This window comes from Ruminococcus sp. SR1/5, from assembly GCF_000209835.1.
Classification (GTDB): Bacteria; Bacillota; Clostridia; order Lachnospirales; family Lachnospiraceae; genus Blautia_A; species Blautia_A fusiformis.
The window spans coordinates 904,862-926,129 of record NC_021014.1 but is presented as its reverse complement, the minus strand read 5'-3'; the positions used below and the strand labels follow the sequence as shown (position 1 = coordinate 926,129).

Here is a 21,268-nt window from a genome sequence, read left to right as displayed (position 1 = left end):
AGGATTTATATCATGGTAGCGGAAAATTTGGCACAGGTGCAGAAAAATATTAATGAATCCTGCAATAAAATTAACAGAGATCCGAATGAAGTCACACTGATCGCAGTAAGCAAAACCAAACCGGTGGAGATGCTGAAGGAGGCTTATGATGCCGGAGCACGTGTCTTTGGAGAGAACAAAGTGCAGGAGATCGTGGATAAATATGATCAGATGCCTTCAGATGTCAAATGGCATATGATCGGACATCTTCAGCGTAATAAAGTAAAATATATTGTGGATAAAGTTGCAATGATCCATTCTGTAGATTCGCTTCGCCTGGCCGAGACGATTGAAAAAGAAGCAGCGAAAAAAGCGGTTATTGTTCCGATCCTTATAGAAGTAAATGTAGCGCAGGAAGAAAGTAAATTTGGTCTGAAACCGGAAGAAGTTTTACCGCTTATAGAACAGATCGCAGATTTTTCACACATTCGGATAAAGGGGCTCATGACAATTGCTCCCTATGTTGATAATGCAGAGGAAAATCGCGAAATTTTCCGTGAACTTAAGAAATTAAGTGTTGACATTGCTGCTAAAAACATTAATAATGTTACTATGAGTGTTCTGAGTATGGGAATGACCGGAGATTACATGGTTGCCGTGCAGGAGGGCGCTACGATGGTGCGTGTAGGCACTGGTATTTTTGGTGCAAGAAATTACGCATTATAAGACTAATAAGATTGGAGATTTAAAATGGGCGTTTTAGACAAGTTTTTAGATGCCATCAAACTGAACGACGATTATGACGATGACGAATTGTTAGATGATAGCCTTCTTGAGGATGAGGACGATTATGATGACGATTTCCTCGATGAAGATGATGATATGGAAGAGAAACCAAAGAAGAAATTTTTTGAGAAATTTTCCAAGAAAAAAAATGACGAGGAAGAGGATTTTCTGGATGATGAGCCGGAAGATGAAACGGTTAAGGCACCTGTTGCTAAGTCATCTGCAAAGACAGCTGCAGCCAAGGCCCCGGCAAGGCAGGAACGTATTTCCAGACCGGCACCTTCTTCCAAGATTACCCCAATGCGTACAAGCAAGCGTTCTTCCCAGGCTGCCAATATGGAAGTTTGTGTGATCAAGCCTACAACCATGGAGGAAGCAAGAGAAATTGCGGATACACTGGTCGATAATTCTACCGTGATCCTGAATCTTGAAGGAATCGATGTGGAGCTTGCACAGAGGATCATCGATTTTACTTCCGGTGCATGTTATTCACTTGGAGGAAGCCTTCAGCAGGTATCCAGCTATATTTTTGTACTTGGACCATATAATGTAGATATTACAGGTGATCTTCAGAATATCCTTGGCGGTTCTGTGCCGTCTGTTAGAGTGGGTTATTAACCTCATGGATAAAGAAGAACTTTTTGTTAAGAGAATCCGTGAACTGGCAAATCTGGCCTATCAGAGAGATATTACCACATTTACGGATTTTCTTAATTTAAATGAACGGAATATTTTAAACAGTCAGAATTTTCATAAGCTGGGTGTTACAGCGGAAGGTTTTGGCGGATATGAGAATGCAGAGCGTCAGATGGTAGCCTTTCACCCTGATGCTCTTGCTTTTACATGGGATTATCCCATTGATTGTATCCGGCTTGAGCCAAAAGCAGTGAAATTTTCAGAAGATCTGACACATCGGGATTATTTGGGAGCGATCCTGAATCTTGGGGTTGACAGGAGTGTTGTTGGGGATATTCTTATAGAAGATCATACTGCGAGCTTTTTCTGTCTGCGTCAGATGACAGATTTTTTCTGGAGAATCTGTGTCGTGTAAGACATACCACAGTTGTGGCGTCGAAGATAGAAGATCCGGGTGATCTTCCGAGGCCGGAACTGAAACCAGTTAGTGGAACCTGTGCGTCCGTACGCCTGGATTCTCTGATCGCACTGGCTTTTGGGACTTCCAGAAGCAGTATTGTGCATTGTATTGAAGAGGGGCTTGTTTTTGTAAATGGAAAACTGATCACATCCAATGGTTATGAGCCCAAAGAGGGAGACATCATATCCGTTCGGAAAAAGGGACGTTTTATTTATGATGGAGTATCCCGTCAGACAAAAAAAGGACGTCTTGGGGTACGGATTCTGCTTTATATCTGAACAGCTAGGAGGAAAACGCAATGACAGCATCAAAATTACTTGTAAAACGAGAAGGTGATTTTCATTATCCCATCTGTTTTGAAGAAGATTTTTCTAATCTGGCGCAGGTTATGAAGGAAGAAGGACTTGTTGACAGAAAAATCTGCATTGTAACAGATTCTAATGTGGGACCACTGTATGAAGAATCTGTAAAACAGGTTTTAAGTGAGGTAAGTTCCGATATTTCTGTGTTTACCTTTGAGGCAGGAGAAAAAACAAAAACCTTAATACCGTTTCGGCATTGTATCAGGCCCTGATCCAAAATGGTCTTGACCGAAAAAGTCTGCTTGTTGCATTAGGCGGTGGTGTGGTAGGCGACCTTACCGGATTTGGCGCGGCAACTTATCTCAGGGGGATTGACTTCATTCAGGTACCGACAACACTGCTTGCACAGGTAGACAGTAGCGTTGGCGGAAAAACCGGCGTAGATTTTCAGCAGTACAAAAACATGGTAGGAGCTTTTCACCAGCCACGTCTTGTATATATGAATCTAAGCACTCTTTCTTCGCTTCCGGCAGAACAGTTTGCCTGCGGAATGGGTGAGATTTTAAAAACAGGATTGATCTGTGATGGAGATTTTTTCCGTTATGTATGCTGTGAGCAGAAAGGAATCAAAAAGCTGGATATGGAACAGATTGCCAGAATGGTACGCAGATGCTGTGAGATCAAAGCAGGCGTTGTGGAGCGTGATCCTAAGGAACAGGGAGAGCGTGCGCTTCTTAACCTGGGACATACTGTGGGGCATGCAGTAGAAAAACTTAAGAATTTTACCCTGCTCCACGGACAGTGTGTGGGAGTCGGACTGGTAGCTGCGGCATATCTTTCCATGCAACGAGGACTTCTGACCAAAGAAGAATATCAGGAAATCTGCCAGGGATGTTCGGATTACGATCTTCCGGTGCATGTAGATGGTCTTATCCCGGAAGAAGTTCTTTCCGCAACAAAGAAAGACAAAAAAATGGAACAGGGACATATCAGGTTTATTCTGATGGATGGTATCGGAAAAAGCTTTATCGACAAAACAGTTACCGATGAAGAAATGCTTTCCTGTATTCAGGAGATAACTCTATGATCAGTCGTGTTAACCATCATCAGAAAATGTCTTTTAGTAAGTGTATGTCGGGGGACATTTTTTTGCTGATCTTACTCGTGGCTGCGGATCAGGGAGCAAAATGGCTGTCATATCTGTATCTGAAAGGACAACCATCGGTTTCGCTGATCCCCGGTGTACTTGAACTTCATTATCTCTATCCGGAAAACAGGGGAATTGCGTTTGGAATGTTTCAGGGAAGTGTACTCTTTTTTGCCATTGTGAGTGTACTGTTTCTGGGAGTGATCCTCTATGCATGGATCCGTATTCCGAAAGAGCGGTTTTATCTGCCGTTGCTCACCATTGCTACAGTACTTGCAGCTGGTGCACTGGGAAATTTTATTGATCGTTTTTTCAGAGGGTATGTGATCGATTTTATCTATTTCTCCCTGATCGATTTTCCGGTATTTAATCTTGCGGATGTTTATGTGGTTGTAAGTGGAATTTTTCTGATCCTGTTTGTATGCACGAAATACAGAGATGATGATTTTGCGTTTCTGAATATCAAACAGTGATCCGGGCAGAGATATAATGCATTTGTCTGTTCTTGTAGGAGATATAAATGGAAATATATGATTATACAGTAGAAAAAGAAGAATCAGGTATACGAATCGACCGCTATCTTGCTGAGAAAGACAGCGGTCTTTCCAGGTCTTTCCTTCAGAAACTTCTGAAAGAAGGACAGATTACCGTGGGAGAGAAGGCTGCCAAATCTAATTATAAGGTCCGTGAAAATGACAGGATCCATCTGGAGATCCCGGATTCCAGTGAGCCGGATATCGTTCCGGAGGATATTCCGTTGGATATTCTTTACGAGGATGAAGATGTACTGATCGTTAATAAGCCCAAAGGGATGGTTGTACATCCTGCAGCCGGGCATTATCAGGGAACACTGGTCAATGCAGTTATGGCACATTGTGGTGACAGCCTTTCCGGTATTAACGGAGTGATGCGGCCTGGAATTGTCCACAGAATTGATAAGGATACCACCGGGGCACTATTGGTATGCAAAAATGATATTGCTCACCGGGATCTGGCAGAACAGCTGAAATGTCACAGTATCCGTAGACGCTACCGGGCAGTTGTGCAGGGAAATCTGAAAGAGGATGAGGGAACAATAGAGGGACCTATTGGACGGCATCCGACAGATCGTAAAAAAATGGCCATCAATCATAAAAATGGTAAAGATGCAATAACACATTACAAAGTGCTGGAACGTTTTGGCGAGGCCACGTATGTGGAATGTCGTCTTGAAACAGGTCGTACCCACCAGATCCGTGTGCACATGGCCAGTATCGGACATCCGCTTCTTGGGGACACGGTGTATGGTTCATCCAGAAATCCCTATCATCTGGAGGGACAGGCACTTCATGCAATGATCCTTGGATTTGTTCATCCACGTACCGGGGAATATATGGAATTTACAGCCCCACTTCCGGAATATTTTGTTAAATTGCTGACAAAATTGCGAAAATAGCTGGAAAACTTGTGGAATATAGTGTATAATAACTATATTAAAGAGGAAGCGGAGTTAATATTTGCAAATTCGCTGAATCTGAGCAGAAAGGATGTGGCTGTTATGAGTAACAATACAACAAGTTCTATTATTACTATCGGTCGTAAATATGGCAGCGCCGGAAGACAGATTGGCCAGGAAGTTGCTAAATATTTTGGAATCAAATGTTATGATAAAGAGCTGCTGGAGCACGCAGCCAATGACAGTGGGATCTGCAAGGAGCTGTTTGAGCATCATGATGAGAAGCCAACAAACAGTTTTCTTTATTCTCTTGTAATGGATACTTATTCATTTGGGTATTCCTCAGCCGGATTTACAGACATGCCTATGAACCATAAGATTTTTCTTGCACAGTTTGAGGCAATCAAGAAGCTGGCTTCAGAAGGTCCCTGTGTAATGGTCGGCAGATGTGCGGATTATGCACTTGCAGATAATCCGGATTGTTTCAGTGTATTTGTTCATGCAAACCTTGACTGGCGTATCAACCGTATTGCTCAGAAATACAATAAAAATGCCAAAGAGGCCAAGGACATGATCAACAAAACAGACAAAAGCCGTTCCAGCTACTATAATTATTATACCAACAAGAAATGGGGATCTGCGGACAGCTATAATCTTTGTCTGGATAGCAGCAAGCTTGGCATTGATGGAACTGCGAAGGCAATTATCGAAGCCATTCACATTTATGACAGCCTGAAAAAATAAACATCAGATTTTTAGGCACCCTGCCATTTTATGGCGGGGTGTTTTCTGTATCAGCGCGATACCCTGAAGTCGGAATTTATCTTTGCAGGTTATTGGAAAATAATGTTTATGTTTTTTTTAGACACAAACCAGAGATGCTATGTTATAATCACCTGGTGGAGGAAATTACTATGAAAATTCGTTGGAACCATCGCTATGTGCAGTTAGGTGTGACTGCATTTCTGGTTATTGCTGCCAGTATTTTATTTTATTACGGGATTTTCCATATGAAATCTCTGATCACCGGAATTAAAACATTTTTCGGTATTATGGCGCCGATCATTTACGGAGCTGCCATAGCATATCTGCTAACCCCCATTGTTAATTTTCTGGAGAGGAAGATCATTTTTCCGATTTTTGAAAAAAAAGGAATAAAGCACTTCAGAAAAAGGGGAGGAAAGTAGTACGCTGGATCTGTGTAATCCTTTCTGTATTTCTTATGTTTCTGGTCATTTATGCCCTTGTCATGATGATCCTTCCTCAATTGATTCGAAGCATCATGAATATTATCTACAGTTTTCCTCATTACGTAAGTGTAGTGGAAAACTGGTTAAATTCCGTCGTGGAAAAGGGATGGAAACTGAATCCGGATATGATCAGCCAGATCAATCAGTATTCCAGCAGATTACAGGAGTATCTGACAAATACGATCCTTCCCCAGATGCAGTTTATGATGAAAAATATATCCGCAAGCTTTCTGGATCTTCTTGTTTTTCTGAAGAATTTCCTTATTGGAGCGATCGTATCTCTTTATATACTGGCGGATAAAGAGGGATTTGTTGCCAAGGCAAAAATGGCTGTTTATGCAGTTCTTCCAACCAAATGGGCAACCTTTCTTGTTCATTCCATGCGTTTTACGCATAAAACCTTTGGTGGATTTATCAGCGGAAAGATCCTGGATTCCGCAATTATCGGTGTATTGTGTTATGTTGGAACATCGATCATCGGAACCCCATATGCGATTCTGGTCAGTGTGATCGTCGGTGTTACAAATGTTATTCCGTTTTTCGGGCCATATCTGGGAGCAGTTCCGTGTTTTCTTCTTATTTTGCTGGTAGATCCCATTCAGAGCTTGTATTTCCTGATCTTTATTTTGATCCTTCAGCAGTTTGACGGAAATATCCTTGGACCAAAGATCCTGGGTGAGTCGACCGGACTGTCCAGCTTTATGGTTATTGTTGCAATCATGGTCGGTGGTGGTTTATTTGGAGTTCCGGGAATGATCGTTGGAGTTCCGGTATTTGCTGTGCTGAATGCTGCTGTATGGAAGCTGATCGGACGTAGTCTTGATGAAAAAGATATGTCTGCAGATGCTGAGTTTTATAGAGATATTGATTGTGTAGACCCCGTTTCCGGAAAGGTCCTGCCAATGCCGGTGAAAAAATCCGTATCAAAAGCACAGGAAGTTACAGTAAAAGCGGAAAAAACAGAATCTGGTCCGGGGCTTGGGATGAAATTAAACGAATGTTTACATTTTTAGTTAAATTTATTCAGGCGAAATATATAGGCTTTCGATTGAAGCAGAAAAACAGACGGAGACGGAGGAAGAACAGGTTATGAAATTTGTAATTCAGCGTGTAAATCATGCAGAAGTCAAAGTAGACGGAGAAATTGTCGGAAAAATCGGAAAAGGGTTTCTTGTTCTGATCGGCGTTGGCCGTGAGGACACCAAAGAGGATGCAGACTGGTATCTGAAAAAGCTTCTGGGACTTCGTATTTTTGAGGATGAAAATGGAAAGACCAATTTGTCCCTGGCGGATGTAAACGGGGAATTGCTTTTGGTTTCACAGTTTACCTTATATGCAAACTGCCGTAAGGGAAACCGTCCAAGCTTTATAGAAGCCGGTGCACCGGATGAAGCAAATAAATTATATGAATATATTATTTCGGAAGCCAGTAAACAGGTCCCGGTTGTGGAACACGGAATTTTTGGTGCAGATATGAAAGTATCTTTGGAAAATGACGGACCGTTTACCGTTATTTTTGATGAAAACCTCAGAGGGTAACGACAAATAATAATAAAAAGTGCTTCCATAAGGAGGCACTTTATTTACTTGAAAATTTATCAAAAACAGGCAATTTTGCAGGAAGTAGCTGTTTATACTACCTATCTATTTGAAAAACTCGGGTTTGTCGTATAGATATAGATGAGTGTAAAACCACTTCTTTTAACAGGTGTTTCAGGTATTTCCTGCAAATTATGTAAAATTTATATATTAAGGAGTTTTTATGGATAACAAAATTACTTACCACGAACAAAATGACATTGACAATACTTTAAAACTCCGTGAGGTTTTAAAAACGCTTCCGCCATTTTGCAGGGATTATTTCCGGGCTATCGATGCAACGACTACAACCAAGACCAGAATTTCCTATGCATATGATATTCGTATATTTTTTCAGTTTCTGTTAGATCAGAATCCAATGTTTAAAGACAAAAATATGTCGGATTTTACAATTGATGTTCTGGATCAGATCAAAGCTGTTGATCTTGAGGAATATGAAGAATTTCTCAAAGTTTATAAATCTGCCGACTCTTCCAAAACGGAAACAAATGGTGAACGTGGCGTCAAACGTAAAATTTCTGCTTTAAGAAGTTTTTATGCTTACTATTATAAACATGAAATGATCACCACCAACCCGTCTGTTCTGATCGATGTGCCCAAGATCCATGATAAGAATATTATCCGTCTGGATACAGATGAGGTTGCCATGCTGCTGGATTATATTGAGAACTGCGGAGATACGCTGACCGGGCAGAAACGGATGTACCATGAAAAAACGAAGGACAGAGATCTTGCTATTGTTACTCTCCTTCTTGGTACCGGGATCCGAGTATCGGAATGTGTCGGACTGGATGTTGAGGATGTAGATTTCAAAAACAATGGAATCAAAGTTACCCGAAAAGGCGGAAATGAAATGGTTGTATACTTTGGGCCTGAAGTAGAAAAAGCGTTGAAGAAATATCTGGAAGTCAGGGAGAATATTACGCCTCTGGCAGGCCATGAGCACGCTCTCTTCTATTCTACCCAACGCCGCCGGATCGGTGTTCAGGCTATCGAGAATCTGGTTAAAAAATATGCCAGGGAGATCACAACTACAAAAAAGATCACCCCGCATAAGCTTCGCAGCACCTATGGTACTGCCCTGTACCAGGAAACCGGTGATATTTACCTTGTAGCGGATGTTTTGGGTCATAAGGATGTCAATACTACTAAGAAGCATTATGCGGCTCTGGATGATGCCAGACGGCGTCAGGCGGCCAAGGCGGTACGTCTTCGCGAGGACTGATGAATAATGGGACTGCGGAGCAACTGATTCGTTTGACATGCATTGCATATAAATATAGAGGCAGTTAGTTCACATAATATAAATTATGTAAATCAACTGCCTCTATATATTTAATCAGATCAAGAAAATCTCAAATTCCCTGTAGGGTTCAAAAAACCTTAAGCAGTGATTATGGACATCTGTATTATATCCCTGACCCAAAATCAAAATCCGTACTTAACTTATTTATCAAAATCTGTCTCGAATACACCCTCCGGAGTACGCATGGTAAGAACACCCAGATTAAATTCACTGTCCATAATTGAGATATGATATTCAAAGATCACATCATCATCAAATTTGGAAAGCAGCACATAGCTTCCATTCTCTTTCCCATCGATCTGATCGCAGATGTCGTCGTAAACGTCCTCTCCGGAAATCTTTCGCGGGTATCCGCTTGCCTTGATCTTCTCTTCGATCGCTTTATATAATTCTTCCATACTTTATCCATATCCTTTCTGATATTAATTGGCTGATAAACCAGATATGTTTTTATCATACCAGATTTATCGGCAAAAATCAGCAAATATTTGGTTGTTTCTGATAAAGTTTCAGATAGAGATACCGATTATAGGATTTGCTGCATATGAAGGATTTTATTTTTTTCGTTAGAGGAATTCTTCCGGCAGAGTTACTTTGAAATCCTTTGCAAGGGCGCGGAAGTCATTCGGTGTGATAGTCTGCAGCTTCTGTGGAGCCATAGATAAGATCTTAACCAGGATCTCTGCGGATTTTTCAACGGTATGAAGAAGTCCGAAGGTCAGATCAAAATCCTCGCCTGAGCAGAACATACCATGATGCGCCCAGATAACCACATCATATTTTTTCATCAGTTCAGCGGTTTTGACAGCGATATCTCTTCCGCCTGGAACCATCCATCCGATAACTCCCACACCATTCGGAAATACTACCGGACACTCTGTTGCAGATTCCCAGAGTTCACGGGTGAATACTTTGTCATCCAGAGGAAGAACAAAGGTAAGTGCAATGGTATTGGTAGTATGTGCATGATAAATAACACGATGTCTTCCGTTGGTAAGTTTTTCTTTACTTCATGGTTCATCAGATGAGTTGGAAGCTCACTGGTCGGACGACCGCCTTCCACAAGACCCCAGCGGATACGGTAGTTGGTTCCTGTTTCGTCAAGCTCGATGATCGCAAGACATACTTCCGGGTCAACGATGATATTACGGAAGTATTTTCCACTTCCTGTTACCAGGAAAAACTCTCCTGCCAGTCCCGGAACCTCAACACCGATAGGGGTCCATTCTCCGGGGGCGTTCAGTCGTGGACGGATCATCTCTACTTCTTCTGCTTTCAGACGATAGCTTAAGTTTCCACCGTTTCTTTCATGCCACCCCTGCTTATATCCATCATCTGCCATTTTGATAAAGCCCTGTACGAATTTAGATTCAAGAATTTTCATAATATATTTCCTCCGTGTTTAAATGTGGTTTATTGTTGGGTTTGCGATTGCTTCAATATGCTTTCTTGTTGTTTGTGACTTTATTATATGCCCGATTGTGTGGATTTGTAAAGGGCTTTTTTGAAAAAATATCAATAAATCCACATGTAAAATGCAAAAAATCTTGTAAACATTCAATAAACCACATAAAAATAAACATAAAGCAACAAAAATCACGAGTGGTCAATAGTAATGACATGTACATTGAATGTGGTTTGATGTTGCTTTGTGATGTGGGATTTATAGTATGGTAGATAAACTTGGAACGCCGAAGAATTGTAAGAAAAGAAAAAACAGGAACATTTCCGTATTCTGTACCTTTGATACTCACCCGAAAATATTCCTGCTGGTTTAAAGAAGATTTTTATTTAATTTTTGCTGAAGCATACTGAGATAAGAAGTCTGTACAGTGTCCGACATGTGATATCCCAATATGGCAAGCAGATCTTCCATTTTGGATAAAATTTCTTTCCGCTCACTTTCCTGCTCTGCGATCACCTCAAGCTCCAGAAAGTCTCCAAGCCCCTCTACCTGATCCAGACAGGCGGTAAATCTGCCACATTTCATATACTTTCGCATTTTCATGACCGACGCTACCGGAGAAAAATCCAGATGGATGAGAATATTTTTAAGCACTTCTGCATCGGATACTTCTGTTTCCAGTTCCATTCGGGACATGGAGATTTTATCCAGTTTGGGCCCCTTAAAATTAATCTGAGTCTTAGAAATACCGGATCTGCAGTCTGTGCTTGTTCGGATACGCAGTGCTTCATCACGTTTTTTACATCATGATAGACACTGTTAAAATAGGTATCTTCTTCCTGGATCTGTGCTGTCTCCTGAAATCCCTGCTCTGTCAGAAATTTCAGGGTTTCCTTAAGATTCTTTAATGGAAGCTTGATCTCAATTTCAAACTGGGCCATGTGATTACTTTAGAATTTCTGCTTTTTTGTTCAGAAGTGCTTCGCAGGCTGCACATGCTGGGCAGTCACAGTATTTTGCACCGGAAGCTTTGATCTCCTCAGCATGAGCCAGGATCTTTTTTGCGTCATCTGCGCCAAATACCTGTGCGCCCATGTCAGAACCTGCAAAAGAGATCAGTCCGTCGATGGGCATGATATCTGCTTCCAGCTCTTTTACGTAAGCAGTTGCCGCATCTGCTTCTTTCTCAGTTCCTGCCGCATCCAGATAATTCTGTGCCGCTTCTTTTACTTCTTTGCATGCAGATGGTGCCTGAAGAAGATCCTGTGTTAATTCTTTAATTGTTTTTGCCATGATAATTTCTCCCTTCTGATCATAGCACTCCCAGAAATTACTGCATCAAGTTCAGCTGTGCAGAACATGAATGGTTGGAAGTGCTATAATAACAGATAAAATCTGCCTGTTATGTATTGATAACAATATCATACCACAACCCTGGATTATTTGCAGAAAATATTGAGACGTTTTTTATAAAGGCATGCAGGAACATCCGATTCCCAGTCCGTCCGGGCCAATATGGCAGGAAAGTCCAAGGGAAAGATCATCACACATCACATCCATTCCCGGAAAGCTTTCCCGGATCTGTGAGATCCAGTCTGCGGTAACTTCCGCAGTGCTGCTGGAGGCAGCCATAAGATATACTTTTCCGGCATCATATTCTTTTTTGAAAGTTGTTTCCAATTCTCTGTGCATAGCATCGATCATGGCTTTTCTTGATTTTTTCATGCCTCTGCATTTCTGGAAAACATCCAGCTTACCGGTTCCAAATTTCATAACCGGTTTGATATTGAGAAGATTTGCGGCCAGTGCTGTGGTGGTATTGATACGGCCTCCCTTTTTCAGATATTCCAGTGTGCTTAATCCGACATAGATCACGGTTTTTTCACGGGATGCTTCCAGAATATCCTTGATCTGCGGTGCTGTATATCCATCTTCCACCAGGTCTATCGCATCCAGAATGGAACGGTGAAGGGGTGTGGAAACACGCCCGTTATCTACTACAAACACTTTGTTTTCGTATTTTGGTTCTTGAGACAAGGCGGCAGCAGTCATGCAGGAACCGCTTAAACTACTGCTCAACGGAATATAGAGGATCTGATCATAAGATAAAAGCATTTCGTCCCACATTTCCATAACTTCCTGTGGGGAAGGCTGTGAAGTTGAAACATCTGCTCCTTCACGCAGCTTCTCATAAAATCCTGTTCTGGAAAAATCCAGGTCTTCATGAAACAGTTCTCCATTCAGATAAAAAGGCATGGGAAGGACATGAATATCCAGTTCCTCTGCTTCTTGTTTTAAAATGCCACTGTGGCTGTCAGCCATGATTCCAATTTTTTCATTTTCCATTTATCTCCTGCGTAATTTATGAATGTGTTTCGCAACGCGGTTCTTTTTTATAAAGAGCTACACTTTCTCGGAAGCGTTTTTTGTTCAGCTCCCGCATCTGGGAAACCTCGTTTTTCTTTACGAAACCATGACTTTCCATAAAGGTTCTTTGATCCAGCTGGTCCATATATATGGAATAATCCGTATCCTTCTCTGTTGAAATCTGTTTGAGAAACCCGGTACCGATTCCGTTTCTGCGGTAATCTTTGCTTACATAAAGAAAGAGGATATTTCCGGGAGTCGGTTTCTCCGGGGAAACAGTCAATTGTTTTTTCATATCCTGAAGTTTGTTAAAATGCTCCAGATTCTTCCGGCCTTCCTTAGTAAACTTCAGGCGCAGGAAATGATAGCCTTTTTTTAAACGGAAAACCGGGGCAAAATGGCCATGAGATTCTTTACCGGTAATGAGCACCCCAACTACCTGATCACGGTAGGTTGCCACGGTAACGCTATCTCTGTATATCATATAGGTGTAAAAGAAAAGTCTGGTCAGACGTTTTTCGGTATGTGTTTCCTCAAACTCCCAGCGGTCTTTATAATTTCTTCGGATAAATTCCCGGATCATTGAAAAATCTTCCTTTTCTGCTTTCCGGTAGGCAGGTGCTTTTTTTAATAACATAGTCCATATCTCCTGTATTTTTTCATAAATAACTATCCTATACTTTAAAAGATGATCTGCAACTTAACATCAACTGTTTCTCAACAATTGTTGAAGTTTATGAAAAAGTTTATATAAAATAAAAAACAACGGAAGAACCTCATGAAAAATAAGGTGTCCGCTGTTTTTGGGTTTTATGGATATGTGTAAAATATTTGTTTTACAGTATAACAGTAAAACGACAGCCGCTTCCGGGAATATTTTCCACGGAAACGGTTCCCATACACAGGTTCAGGATCTGTTTTACAAGGGCAAGTCCAAGACCGTTTCCCTCCTGTTTATGGGAACTGTCGCCCTGGTAAAATTTGTCAAAGATATGTTTCATGGAGTATTCACTGATCTGGGGGCCTTCGTTTTCTATGGAAAAACGGATCTTTTCTCCTTCCGGCATCATCCGGATATAGATCGTACCACCACAGGGACTGAATTTGATAGCATTGGAAAGCAGATTGTCCCATACATGACAGATGAGATTTTCGTTTCCAAGATACTCCACATCCATCATGTCCACATCAAATTCAATTTCTTTTTCTGACCATTTCGGTTCCATCATAACAATGGATTGTCGGATCTGCTCATCCAGACGGTACCAGTTCTGACGGGTCTGGATCGACTGGTGTTCGATTTTGGACAGCAGCAGGATATTTCCTGCCAGGTGGGAAAGCCTTCTGGTGTTAAAAAGGATTTTGTTGATGTACTGCTCCTGCTCTTCTGATATAGGCATGTCATCATCCTGCAGCAGAGTTGCATAACCCTCAATAGCACTGATGGGAGTTTTGAATTCGTGGGAAACATTGGAAACAAAGTCTGTCTGCAGAATCTCCGTTGCTTCCAGTTCCTGGACCATCAGGTTGAAATTAGAATAAATATCCCGGATTTCCTTCATTTGCTTTTCCGTTTCCAGTCGGACGGAAAAATCGCCTTCAGCAACCTGTTGCATGGCTTTTTTCAGCTTTAGTACAGGACCGAAATACCGGATACTGAGAAAGTTGTTAAGGACACCCCCTGCGGTCACGCTGGCCAGGATGATCCATACGATGTTCGGAACGTCTGAAATATGCAGCACATCCATAACAAGCCAGGATATCAGAGATACACAGACAAGCTCCAACATGATCATAAAGATAAAACGTAAACGAATGCTTAAATTTATGAAGAGTTTCTTTTTCATGTCTTTACCACCTTATATCCAACTCCACGGATCGTCACGATCTTAAAATCCGGATTATCGCGGAAGCGTTCCCGAAGCCTTCCGATGTGGACATCTACTGTGTGGGCATCGCTTGCGGAATCATATCCCCAGATATCATCCATAAGCTGTTGCCGGGTAAAGATTTTTCCCGGAAAGGAAACCATCTTATATAAGAGCATGAATTCTTTCTGAGGAAGTACCATACTTTCCGAGGAGGTGGATACTGTCAGGGAATCGCATTCCAGAATGGTATCTCCGATTCGCTGTTTCCGCTCATTGATCATCTGTGCTCTGCGGAGAAGTGCACCTACCCGCAAAACCAGTTCATTGATATTGACCGGTTTCACCATATAATCATCGCTACCGGACAGAAATCCCATACGCATATCATCAAAAGCATCTTTGGCAGTGACCATAAGTACAGGAATGGAATCTCCGGCATCTCTGAGTGAGCGGACCAGTTCATAGCCATCCATGTTGGGCATCATTATGTCCGAAATGATCAGATCGTAATAATCTTTTTCCAGGGCATCCAGCGCTTCCTGCCCGTCAGAGACCCCTTTTACTGTATAACCGTTTTTTAAGAGGACATGCCGGAAAAGCTGGCGGAGTTCCAGGTCATCTTCCGCAATGAGAATTTTAAACATTTTTACATCCCTATTCCTTGATCTTTTCAATGTCCATGTTTTCAGGCAGGATACAGCTTAAAACAATGGATATGATAAATACAACAGCAACTACATTTTGCGCAAAAAACGGACTATATGATCGACGGGAAAATATCCCAGATCCCGCTCTCACTTGCTGTGGTGAATCCGATTCCGACAGCAAGTGAAAGAGATAGGCGGCAGCAGTCCGATGTGAAACAAACTACTATTATAAGAAAAATTACGGAATAATCATAACATAGATTCGTTGTGGAAACCAGACGGATTTTGATGAATAAATGTAATAATAGATGAATTAGGTCATATTATGAATATTTATACACGAAAAAAAGAAATACCCTCTTGCATTTTCGAAACTTTTACTGTAGAATTATTAAACAGGTAAACACAAATGTATGCCATACCCGAACACTGATTACAAAGATGTAACCAATCTTAACTGTATCAGTGTTTTTTAATATACAATGGGGAAACGAGGAAAAATTATGGAAAAAAGCATGAAATGATGAGTCTGGAGGACTCCGAACAGCTGAAAGGTAGAATGAAATTCTTTGAAAAGGAACTGGTAGAGAATCATCACATCGATCCCAACCTTTATGTGGAATACGATGTAAAAAGAGGACTTCGTGATTCCGCAGGTAAAGGTGTTCTCACAGGTCTTACTGAGATTTCCGATGTTACCGGCTATAAGCTGGTCAATGGCAGACGTATTCCTGCAGACGGTGCATTGTATTACCGGGGAATCGATGTGCAGGATATCGTAAACGGACTGAAGGACAGACGTTTTGGTTTTGAGGAGACGATCTATCTTCTGATTTTCGGTAAGCTTCCCAGCAAGGAAGAGCTTTCCAGATTTCTTGAGCTTCTTTCTGACATGGAGGATCTGGGAGGACGTTTTGTCCGTGACGTTGTCATGAAGGGAACCAATGCCAATATTATGAATGCTATGGAGCGTTGCGTACTTGCTCTCTATACATATGATGATAACCCGGAAGATATTTCTGTGGAGAATGTACTCCGCCAGTCTCTGGAACTGATCGCTAAGCTTCCTGAAATCGCGGTTTACTCCTATCACGCATACCGTCATTTCCGTAAAGACGAGACACTTTTTATCCGCAATCCGCAGAAGGGGCTTTCACTTGCCGAGAATATCCTTCTGATGCTTCGTCCGGACGGCAATTATACAGAGCTTGAGGCCAAGGTCCTTGATATCGCACTTGTACTTCATGCAGAGCACGGCGGTGGTAATAACTCTACTTTTACCACACATGTAGTAACATCTTCCGGAACAGACAGCTACTCTTCTACCTCTGCATCCATCGGTTCACTGAAGGGACCGCGTCATGGTGGTGCCAACCTGAAGGTCCAGAACATGTTTACAGATCTGAAGGCCAATGTAAAGGACTGGGAAAGTGATGAGGAGATCACAGCATATCTACAGAAAATACTGAATAAAGAAGCATTTGATCATGCAGGTCTGATCTATGGTATGGGACATGCAGTTTATACACTCTCCGATCCGCGAGAAGTGATCCTGAAACGTTTTGCACAGGCTCTTGCAGAGGAAAAAGGAATGATGGATGAATTTAAGCTCTATGATAAGGTTGAGGGTATTGCCGGAAAACTGGTCATGGAACACAGAAAGCTGTTCAAAAATGTTTGCGCAAATGTTGACTTCTACAGTGGCTTCGTTTACTCAATGCTTGGTATTCCGGAAGAACTTTTTACTCCGATCTTTGCCATCGCACGTATGCCTGGCTGGAGTGCACATCGTCTGGAAGAGCTGATCAGTGCCAATAAGATCATCCGTCCTGCTTATAAGTATGTGGGGCATCATGCAGATTTTGTACCTTTTGATGAGAGATAATAAACAGAATGATAAAAGCAGTGGGGATTTCTGACCTATTTAAGTTGGAAATCTCTGCTGTTTTTTTGTTCTCCTAAATTACAGAAAAACAGGATCATAACTATACATAATATATATTATGTAAAATAAATATCTGTTTTCACAAAAAACAAGGCTCACCGCATAAGATATGATCGGATTGCCTTGTTTTTATGGAATCTTACTTTATTATTCTTTTCCTATCGGAAGCTCTTCAGCCAGTTTACAAGAGAATCATGCCAGATGTTGTCGTATACGGTCTTTTTCATCTGGTCATCTACGGGTCCGTTTCCTGCCATTTTTGCAAGGATAGCAGCCTGAAGTTCGCCTACTGTCATTTCTTCTGGTGTTTTGTGCGGATTTGGCGCAGTGACCGTTTCCGTTTCCTGTGGATTGGAGGATTCTGCTTCAGGAGTTGACGGAACATCCGCTGCGTTTGCTGTATTGTCAGAAGCTTTATCTGTATTTTCAGCGTTTGAAGCTTCTTTTTCCGGGGCAGCTTCTGTTACAGTGTTGTTTTCAGCCGCCTGCTCCTCTTCTGCCTCAGATGCAGCGTTTTCGTTCTCTTTTGCTGCGGCAGTTTCCGGAACATTAGTCTGAACCGGCTTATATTCCGGCATATCTCCTGCAGGAAGCCAGATCTCACCGCTGTTTGCTGCAACACGGACACGGATACGTCCACCCTGGGCGGAAACTTTCTGGCCGGTGAGTGCGCCTACGTATTCCGGAGCACTTCCTGTTGGAAGGTTCATCTCTGAATCACTGTCATCATTATTCACAGTAACGATCACTCGTATGCCTTCCAGATCTCTTGCAAAGGCAAACTGACGGTTTGTAAGAGCCAGTTCTGCGTAGGAACCGTAGCTTAATGCAGGAGTTCCCTGGCGGACCTTTCCGAGGGCTGCGATCAGTGCAGTACATGGGTTCTTTGTTGCAGCATCCGCATAATCGTTAAGATCAAGTGCTGGACGTAAGCTGGCATCGGAAAATTTTCTTTTTCCGTCAATACCGAATTCTGAGCCGTAATAAATGCTTGGAACGCCAGGTAAAGTATAAAGAAGTACATGTACAGGAGCAAAATGTGCTTTGTTCTGCAATTTGGTATGAATTCGCTCTACGTCATGGTTGTCCACGAAATTGTAGAGGTCCAGATCTCCCATATTCTGAAGATATTTTACTGTATGAGCAATTTCAAAATAGTTGTGGTCATTATGTCCGCTGTAAAGTGCCTTGTGAAGGGCATAGTTAGTTACACTGTGAAGAGTCTGTCCGTTTACCCAGCGGCTGTAATCTCCGTGAATGACCTCTCCCATAAGCCAGAAGTCTTTCTTAACCTCATCTGCGGTATGACGTAGAATACGCATGAAATCAAAATCCAGAACATCAGCGGCATCTAGGCGGATTCCATCAATATCAAATTCGGAAACCCAGAAACGGATCACATCACAGATATAGTTCTGTACTTCCGGATTGCGCTGGTTCAGCTTTACAAGAAGATTGTATCCACCCCAGTTTTCATAGGAAAAACCGTCATTATATTCAGTATTTCCGCCGAAATTTACATTACAGTACCAGTTAACGTAAGGGGAATGCTCATGGTTTTTCTGGATATCCTTAAAAGCGAAGAAATCACGGCCTGTATGGTTGAATACACCATCAAAGATCACGCGGATGCCTTTTTCATGGCAGGCTTTTACAAAATTGGTGAGATCTTTATTGGTTCCAAGACGGGAATCCAGTTTTTTGTAATCGGTTGTCTCATAGCCATGTCCGACACTTTCAAAAAGCGGCCCTATATATAAGGCAGTACATCCGATCTCTTTGATGTGGTCGATCCACGGCAGCAGTGTGTTCAGTCGATGTACAGGAGTTCCGTAATCATTTTCTTTTGGAGCGCCTGTAAGTCCAAGTGGATAAATATGGTAGAAGATTGCTTCGTTGTACCAGCTCATAATATTACACCTCTGTTCTAAAAATTTGCAATTTCCTGATAATTAGAGAAATTACACAAATATCTTCTCTATAATACCAGATTCCTATAATATAATCCAGAATAAATCAGCCAGTTTTTCAGCGAAAAATCCGGCATATTGCTAATTGCCGGATCTTACCTGATGGACATATGTTTATTCGTCAAATTCTGCAGTAACTATAAAGCCGCGTGGCGTATGCTCAATGCTTTTGATGATCCCCTCTTTGGATCTGATGCGGTCTGCGTTTCTGTAGCAGCCGGACATGGCTACTGCAGGCTCAATGATATAGCTGTAGTTCGTGGCAGAGAGAAATTCGGAGATCTTTACTTTATCTCCCACCTGTATCAGCCCTTGTCTTTCCATTTTAAATTTTTCTTCTCGCATAAACATGCCTTCTTTCTGTATAAATACGCAATGTGAATATATCTGTAAATACAATTAATTACATGTTTAAGATCTTTAAGAACCGGATGGGATCCGTACCAGAAGCTTCTGTCCGTCTTTTTCTACTGCTGTAAGAACGGGAATATGTTTTTTTCGCAGAGCATGAACGATGGGATACAGGGAAAACATGGCATTATCTGCAAAAACTGCTTCCGGTTTGCAGCTGAGGATTTCTTTAATCCTGTCTTTTATAAAGCTTTTCCATTCTGTCTTTTCCATGGAGAGTTCTCCGTAGATTCCGTTCAGAGTCAGCTCCGGTAATTGGGGAACCGGCAGATGTACGATCCTGGCAGAAGAAAGCTCCGGAAGCTTTTGAAGCAGCATGTCTGTTTCTTTATTTCCGCCAAGGCTTACGATCACAGCTTCTTCATGGAAGGCGGCAAGACTGCTCCTGCAGGCAAGAACAGAATCCTCAAGGGTTCCGCAGGTCATGAGAAATCCTCCTTTATGACAAAAGGCTGCACTTTTAAGACCGGTTACCAAAGATAACTCCTCGCCTTCCAGGCCAAGCCAGGAAGAAGGAAAACTGCATTTGTAATTCATGGAATATTCTTTTTCTGTGGCTGGATACAGTAACCGCCCCGGTTGGACGGAAAGATCACAAAAGCAATGTTGGTTTCCGAAAGGCGTTTTTGGCAGGGAATAAACTCCGGAAGTATAAGGATATTGGTATTTTCCGCCGGGGTATCGCCCGAAGCGAGGGAAGCAGCATGTTCTGTAAGAACTTCTTCCACCCGTCTGTCTGCACGTTCATTTCCAAGGTAACGCTCGAATTTATTTTCCAGGATCATGCCTGCCACACTGACTGCCTGGAAAAAGGCTTCGTCATTACTGCTTTTGGAATCCCATCCCGGATTAAAATTGCCGATCAGTGTGGCAAGTTCATTTTTTCGCCGGTATTATCATTGATATCCAGAGGCTGGACAAAGGATTCATCGAATTTCAGTGCCAGCTCCTCACCTAGGATTTCCGGTCCAAGCTTCTCCCAGAGAAGGCCGAAGGCCGCATATGGGACGCCATTATCGCGGATACGGCTGTCTTTCTGATGATGATCATACTGTCCTCTGCCAATATCAAAAACAAGACCTTCATAGTTTTCAGGAACCTGGTTTCCACGTGTGATGGTGATCTCGGGATTCAGATATAAAAGCAGAGCGGCAGAAAAAACATCGTCTGCGTGAAATTTCCCGCTGTGGGTGAATGCGGATGCATTTTTTTGTTTGATTTTTTCCAGTAAATGATTCATATGAAACGCTCCTGTGTGTTTATTCTGCTCTTCAGTATACCACAGAAATGAAGAATAAACAAAGTTTCCTACAGTTAAAAAGGGATCCGTCCTGAGGACAGATCCCTTTAAAAATTTACGTTCTTTTATGTTTTATGTACAAAATAGGACGTTCATATTCAATTTTATTATAATGCGCAGATAATTTTATCCTGATATGCTTCCGGAACTTCTTCTTTATCCAGAGACATACTGATAATAAAGGAAACTTTGAAGGTTTCACCGATGGCACTTAACTGATCCAGTGTTTCGGTTGCATCCTTTCCTTCAAGCTTGGCTGTTGTAAGGAAGCTGTCCAGATATACCTGCTCCAGATCATGATCCTGAGAGAGGATACCACAGATAAATCCTACAAACTCGTCCGCATTTTTAACCGGAAATCCGGAAACATCGATAAGGCGGACCTTGTTGTTCAGCTCATACATGTGCTTGGTGCTCTTGTCTAAGTAAACAATACTGCCGTTGGCGTCCTT

The 21,268-nt window shown here is 42.0% G+C and carries 24 protein-coding genes and 4 pseudogenes; 14 read left to right on the top strand and 14 right to left on the bottom strand.

Annotated features, from left to right (window positions below; all coding sequences use genetic code 11):
• Positions 1-12 precede the first annotated feature (12 nt).
• The 13 genes from CK1_RS04795 to CK1_RS04745 all read left to right on the top strand — a co-directional run bounded on the left by CK1_RS04795 (position 13) and on the right by CK1_RS04745 (position 8,819).
• Complete coding sequence (locus CK1_RS04795) at positions 13-705, top strand: YggS family pyridoxal phosphate-dependent enzyme (protein WP_015525161.1); 693 nt, start codon at positions 13-15, stop codon at positions 703-705.
• A 24-nt stretch (positions 706-729) separates the two neighbouring features.
• Positions 730-1,383 (top strand): cell division protein SepF, encoded by a 654-nt coding sequence (locus CK1_RS04790; RefSeq protein ID WP_015525160.1) that lies wholly within the window; start codon positions 730-732, stop codon positions 1,381-1,383.
• A 4-nt stretch (positions 1,384-1,387) separates the two neighbouring features.
• Positions 1,388-1,816, top strand: a complete 429-nt coding sequence (locus CK1_RS18030; protein ID WP_015525159.1) for a YlmH/Sll1252 family protein — start codon at positions 1,388-1,390, stop codon at positions 1,814-1,816.
• Positions 1,817-1,830: 14 nt separating this feature from the next.
• Positions 1,831-2,139, top strand: a complete 309-nt coding sequence (locus CK1_RS18025) for a S4 domain-containing protein (RefSeq protein WP_353611126.1) — start codon at positions 1,831-1,833, stop codon at positions 2,137-2,139.
• A gap of 20 nt (positions 2,140-2,159) precedes the next feature.
• Positions 2,160-2,435, top strand: coding sequence for a 3-dehydroquinate synthetase (locus tag CK1_RS18020; RefSeq protein ID WP_015525158.1), 276 nt, complete (start codon positions 2,160-2,162; stop codon positions 2,433-2,435).
• Positions 2,420-3,250: a 3-dehydroquinate synthase gene (aroB, locus tag CK1_RS04780; protein WP_353611125.1), complete on the top strand. Its 831-nt coding sequence runs from the start codon at positions 2,420-2,422 to the stop codon at positions 3,248-3,250. Before CK1_RS18020 ends, aroB begins: the two co-directional genes overlap by 16 nt.
• A 62-nt stretch (positions 3,251-3,312) precedes the next feature.
• Positions 3,313-3,783 carry a signal peptidase II gene (gene lspA / locus CK1_RS04775; protein WP_242872557.1) on the top strand — a complete coding sequence of 157 codons (471 nt, stop codon included), beginning with the start codon at positions 3,313-3,315 and terminating at the stop codon, positions 3,781-3,783.
• 47 nt (positions 3,784-3,830) lie between these two features.
• Positions 3,831-4,745 carry an RluA family pseudouridine synthase gene (locus CK1_RS04770; protein WP_015525156.1) on the top strand — a complete coding sequence of 305 codons (915 nt, stop codon included), beginning with the start codon at positions 3,831-3,833 and terminating at the stop codon, positions 4,743-4,745.
• A 102-nt stretch (positions 4,746-4,847) separates the two neighbouring features.
• Entirely contained in the window at positions 4,848-5,489 is a 642-nt protein-coding gene (locus CK1_RS04765) for a cytidylate kinase-like family protein (protein ID WP_022427272.1), read from the top strand.
• A 170-nt stretch (positions 5,490-5,659) separates the two neighbouring features.
• Positions 5,660-5,932 (top strand): hypothetical protein, encoded by a 273-nt coding sequence (locus CK1_RS04760; protein WP_015525155.1) that lies wholly within the window; start codon positions 5,660-5,662, stop codon positions 5,930-5,932.
• Positions 5,933-5,967: 35 nt separating this feature from the next.
• Positions 5,968-7,008 carry an AI-2E family transporter gene (locus tag CK1_RS04755; RefSeq protein ID WP_306288772.1) on the top strand — a complete coding sequence of 347 codons (1,041 nt, stop codon included), beginning with the start codon at positions 5,968-5,970 and terminating at the stop codon, positions 7,006-7,008.
• A gap of 76 nt (positions 7,009-7,084) precedes the next feature.
• Positions 7,085-7,534 (top strand): D-aminoacyl-tRNA deacylase, encoded by a 450-nt coding sequence (dtd, locus tag CK1_RS04750; protein WP_015525153.1) that lies wholly within the window; start codon positions 7,085-7,087, stop codon positions 7,532-7,534.
• Between the two features lie 223 nt (positions 7,535-7,757).
• Positions 7,758-8,819: a tyrosine-type recombinase/integrase gene (locus CK1_RS04745; protein WP_015525152.1), complete on the top strand. Its 1,062-nt coding sequence runs from the start codon at positions 7,758-7,760 to the stop codon at positions 8,817-8,819.
• Between the two features lie 221 nt (positions 8,820-9,040).
• On the opposite strand, the gene CK1_RS04740 is transcribed toward CK1_RS04745, so the two are convergent.
• The 8 genes and pseudogenes from CK1_RS04740 to CK1_RS04705 form a co-directional block, all read right to left on the bottom strand.
• A complete protein-coding gene (locus CK1_RS04740) occupies positions 9,041-9,298 on the bottom strand; it encodes a hypothetical protein (RefSeq protein WP_015525151.1) in 258 nt (85 codons plus the stop codon).
• 168 nt (positions 9,299-9,466) lie between these two features.
• Positions 9,467-10,284 (bottom strand): annotated as a pseudogene (gene rhaD, locus CK1_RS04735) (rhamnulose-1-phosphate aldolase).
• 390 nt (positions 10,285-10,674) lie between these two features.
• Positions 10,675-11,094: pseudogene (cyaB, locus tag CK1_RS04730) on the bottom strand (class IV adenylate cyclase); the annotation flags it as partial.
• 156 nt (positions 11,095-11,250) lie between these two features.
• Positions 11,251-11,598 (bottom strand): hypothetical protein, encoded by a 348-nt coding sequence (locus CK1_RS04725; protein WP_015525145.1) that lies wholly within the window; start codon positions 11,596-11,598, stop codon positions 11,251-11,253.
• A gap of 174 nt (positions 11,599-11,772) precedes the next feature.
• Positions 11,773-12,651, bottom strand: a complete 879-nt coding sequence (locus tag CK1_RS04720) for a DegV family protein (protein ID WP_015525144.1) — start codon at positions 12,649-12,651, stop codon at positions 11,773-11,775.
• A 16-nt stretch (positions 12,652-12,667) separates the two neighbouring features.
• On the bottom strand, positions 12,668-13,309 hold the full coding sequence (locus CK1_RS04715; protein WP_015525143.1) for a GNAT family N-acetyltransferase: 642 nt from the start codon (positions 13,307-13,309) through the stop codon (positions 12,668-12,670).
• 199 nt (positions 13,310-13,508) lie between these two features.
• A complete protein-coding gene (locus CK1_RS04710) occupies positions 13,509-14,519 on the bottom strand; it encodes a HAMP domain-containing sensor histidine kinase (protein ID WP_015525142.1) in 1,011 nt (336 codons plus the stop codon).
• On the bottom strand, positions 14,516-15,187 hold the full coding sequence (locus CK1_RS04705; RefSeq protein WP_015525141.1) for a response regulator transcription factor: 672 nt from the start codon (positions 15,185-15,187) through the stop codon (positions 14,516-14,518). The genes CK1_RS04710 and CK1_RS04705 overlap by 4 nt, the downstream gene beginning before the upstream one ends.
• Positions 15,188-15,710: 523 nt before the next feature.
• On the opposite strand from CK1_RS04705, the gene CK1_RS04695 reads away from it, so the two are divergent.
• The gene (locus tag CK1_RS04695) at positions 15,711-17,075 is read left to right on the top strand and encodes a citrate/2-methylcitrate synthase (RefSeq protein WP_015525140.1); all 1,365 of its coding nucleotides are present in this window, start codon (positions 15,711-15,713) and stop codon (positions 17,073-17,075) included.
• A gap of 218 nt (positions 17,076-17,293) precedes the next feature.
• Here CK1_RS04695 and CK1_RS04690 read toward each other — a convergent pair whose 3' ends face one another.
• The 6 genes and pseudogenes from CK1_RS04690 to CK1_RS04675 form a co-directional block, all read right to left on the bottom strand.
• Positions 17,294-19,045, bottom strand: a complete 1,752-nt coding sequence (locus CK1_RS04690) for an alpha-amylase family glycosyl hydrolase (protein ID WP_015525139.1) — start codon at positions 19,043-19,045, stop codon at positions 17,294-17,296.
• 174 nt (positions 19,046-19,219) lie between these two features.
• Entirely contained in the window at positions 19,220-19,450 is a 231-nt protein-coding gene (locus CK1_RS04685; RefSeq protein ID WP_015525138.1) for a hypothetical protein, read from the bottom strand.
• A 75-nt stretch (positions 19,451-19,525) separates the two neighbouring features.
• Complete coding sequence (locus tag CK1_RS18015; protein WP_353611273.1) at positions 19,526-19,942, bottom strand: hypothetical protein; 417 nt, start codon at positions 19,940-19,942, stop codon at positions 19,526-19,528.
• 12 nt (positions 19,943-19,954) lie between these two features.
• Positions 19,955-20,053 (bottom strand): annotated as a pseudogene (locus tag CK1_RS18010) (MYG1 family protein); the annotation flags it as partial.
• Positions 20,050-20,756, bottom strand: a pseudogene (locus CK1_RS18005) (MYG1 family protein). The pseudogenes CK1_RS18010 and CK1_RS18005, both read right to left, overlap by 4 nt.
• Before the next feature lie 167 nt (positions 20,757-20,923).
• Positions 20,924-21,220 (bottom strand): hypothetical protein, encoded by a 297-nt coding sequence (locus CK1_RS04675; protein ID WP_015525134.1) that lies wholly within the window; start codon positions 21,218-21,220, stop codon positions 20,924-20,926.
• Between the last annotated feature and the right edge of the window lie 48 nt (positions 21,221-21,268).

Excerpts from the sequence above, each read along its gene's own strand:
- CK1_RS04685 (WP_015525138.1), bottom strand. The coding sequence starts at position 19,450 with ATGCGAGAAGAAAAATTTAAAATGGAAAGACAAGGGCTGATACAGGTG.
- CK1_RS04695 (WP_015525140.1), top strand. The coding sequence starts at position 15,711 with ATGATGAGTCTGGAGGACTCCGAACAGCTGAAAGGTAGAATGAAATTC.
- CK1_RS04715 (WP_015525143.1), bottom strand. The coding sequence starts at position 13,309 with ATGTTATTAAAAAAAGCACCTGCCTACCGGAAAGCAGAAAAGGAAGAT.
- CK1_RS04740 (WP_015525151.1), bottom strand. The coding sequence starts at position 9,298 with ATGGAAGAATTATATAAAGCGATCGAAGAGAAGATCAAGGCAAGCGGA.
- dtd (WP_015525153.1), top strand. The coding sequence starts at position 7,085 with ATGAAATTTGTAATTCAGCGTGTAAATCATGCAGAAGTCAAAGTAGAC.
- CK1_RS04790 (WP_015525160.1), top strand. The coding sequence starts at position 730 with ATGGGCGTTTTAGACAAGTTTTTAGATGCCATCAAACTGAACGACGAT.
- CK1_RS04765 (WP_022427272.1), top strand. The coding sequence starts at position 4,848 with ATGAGTAACAATACAACAAGTTCTATTATTACTATCGGTCGTAAATAT.
- CK1_RS04760 (WP_015525155.1), top strand. The coding sequence starts at position 5,660 with ATGAAAATTCGTTGGAACCATCGCTATGTGCAGTTAGGTGTGACTGCA.
- CK1_RS04710 (WP_015525142.1), bottom strand. The coding sequence starts at position 14,519 with ATGAAAAAGAAACTCTTCATAAATTTAAGCATTCGTTTACGTTTTATC.
- CK1_RS04725 (WP_015525145.1), bottom strand. The coding sequence starts at position 11,598 with ATGGCAAAAACAATTAAAGAATTAACACAGGATCTTCTTCAGGCACCA.
- CK1_RS04675 (WP_015525134.1), bottom strand. The coding sequence starts at position 21,220 with ATGTATGAGCTGAACAACAAGGTCCGCCTTATCGATGTTTCCGGATTT.
- CK1_RS04705 (WP_015525141.1), bottom strand. The coding sequence starts at position 15,187 with ATGTTTAAAATTCTCATTGCGGAAGATGACCTGGAACTCCGCCAGCTT.
- CK1_RS18015 (WP_353611273.1), bottom strand. The coding sequence starts at position 19,942 with ATGACCTGCGGAACCCTTGAGGATTCTGTTCTTGCCTGCAGGAGCAGT.
- CK1_RS18020 (WP_015525158.1), top strand. The coding sequence starts at position 2,160 with ATGACAGCATCAAAATTACTTGTAAAACGAGAAGGTGATTTTCATTAT.
- CK1_RS04770 (WP_015525156.1), top strand. The coding sequence starts at position 3,831 with ATGGAAATATATGATTATACAGTAGAAAAAGAAGAATCAGGTATACGA.
- CK1_RS18030 (WP_015525159.1), top strand. The coding sequence starts at position 1,388 with ATGGATAAAGAAGAACTTTTTGTTAAGAGAATCCGTGAACTGGCAAAT.
- CK1_RS04720 (WP_015525144.1), bottom strand. The coding sequence starts at position 12,651 with ATGGAAAATGAAAAAATTGGAATCATGGCTGACAGCCACAGTGGCATT.
- CK1_RS04795 (WP_015525161.1), top strand. The coding sequence starts at position 13 with ATGGTAGCGGAAAATTTGGCACAGGTGCAGAAAAATATTAATGAATCC.
- CK1_RS04690 (WP_015525139.1), bottom strand. The coding sequence starts at position 19,045 with ATGAGCTGGTACAACGAAGCAATCTTCTACCATATTTATCCACTTGGA.
- CK1_RS04745 (WP_015525152.1), top strand. The coding sequence starts at position 7,758 with ATGGATAACAAAATTACTTACCACGAACAAAATGACATTGACAATACT.
- CK1_RS04755 (WP_306288772.1), top strand. The coding sequence starts at position 5,968 with ATGTTTCTGGTCATTTATGCCCTTGTCATGATGATCCTTCCTCAATTG.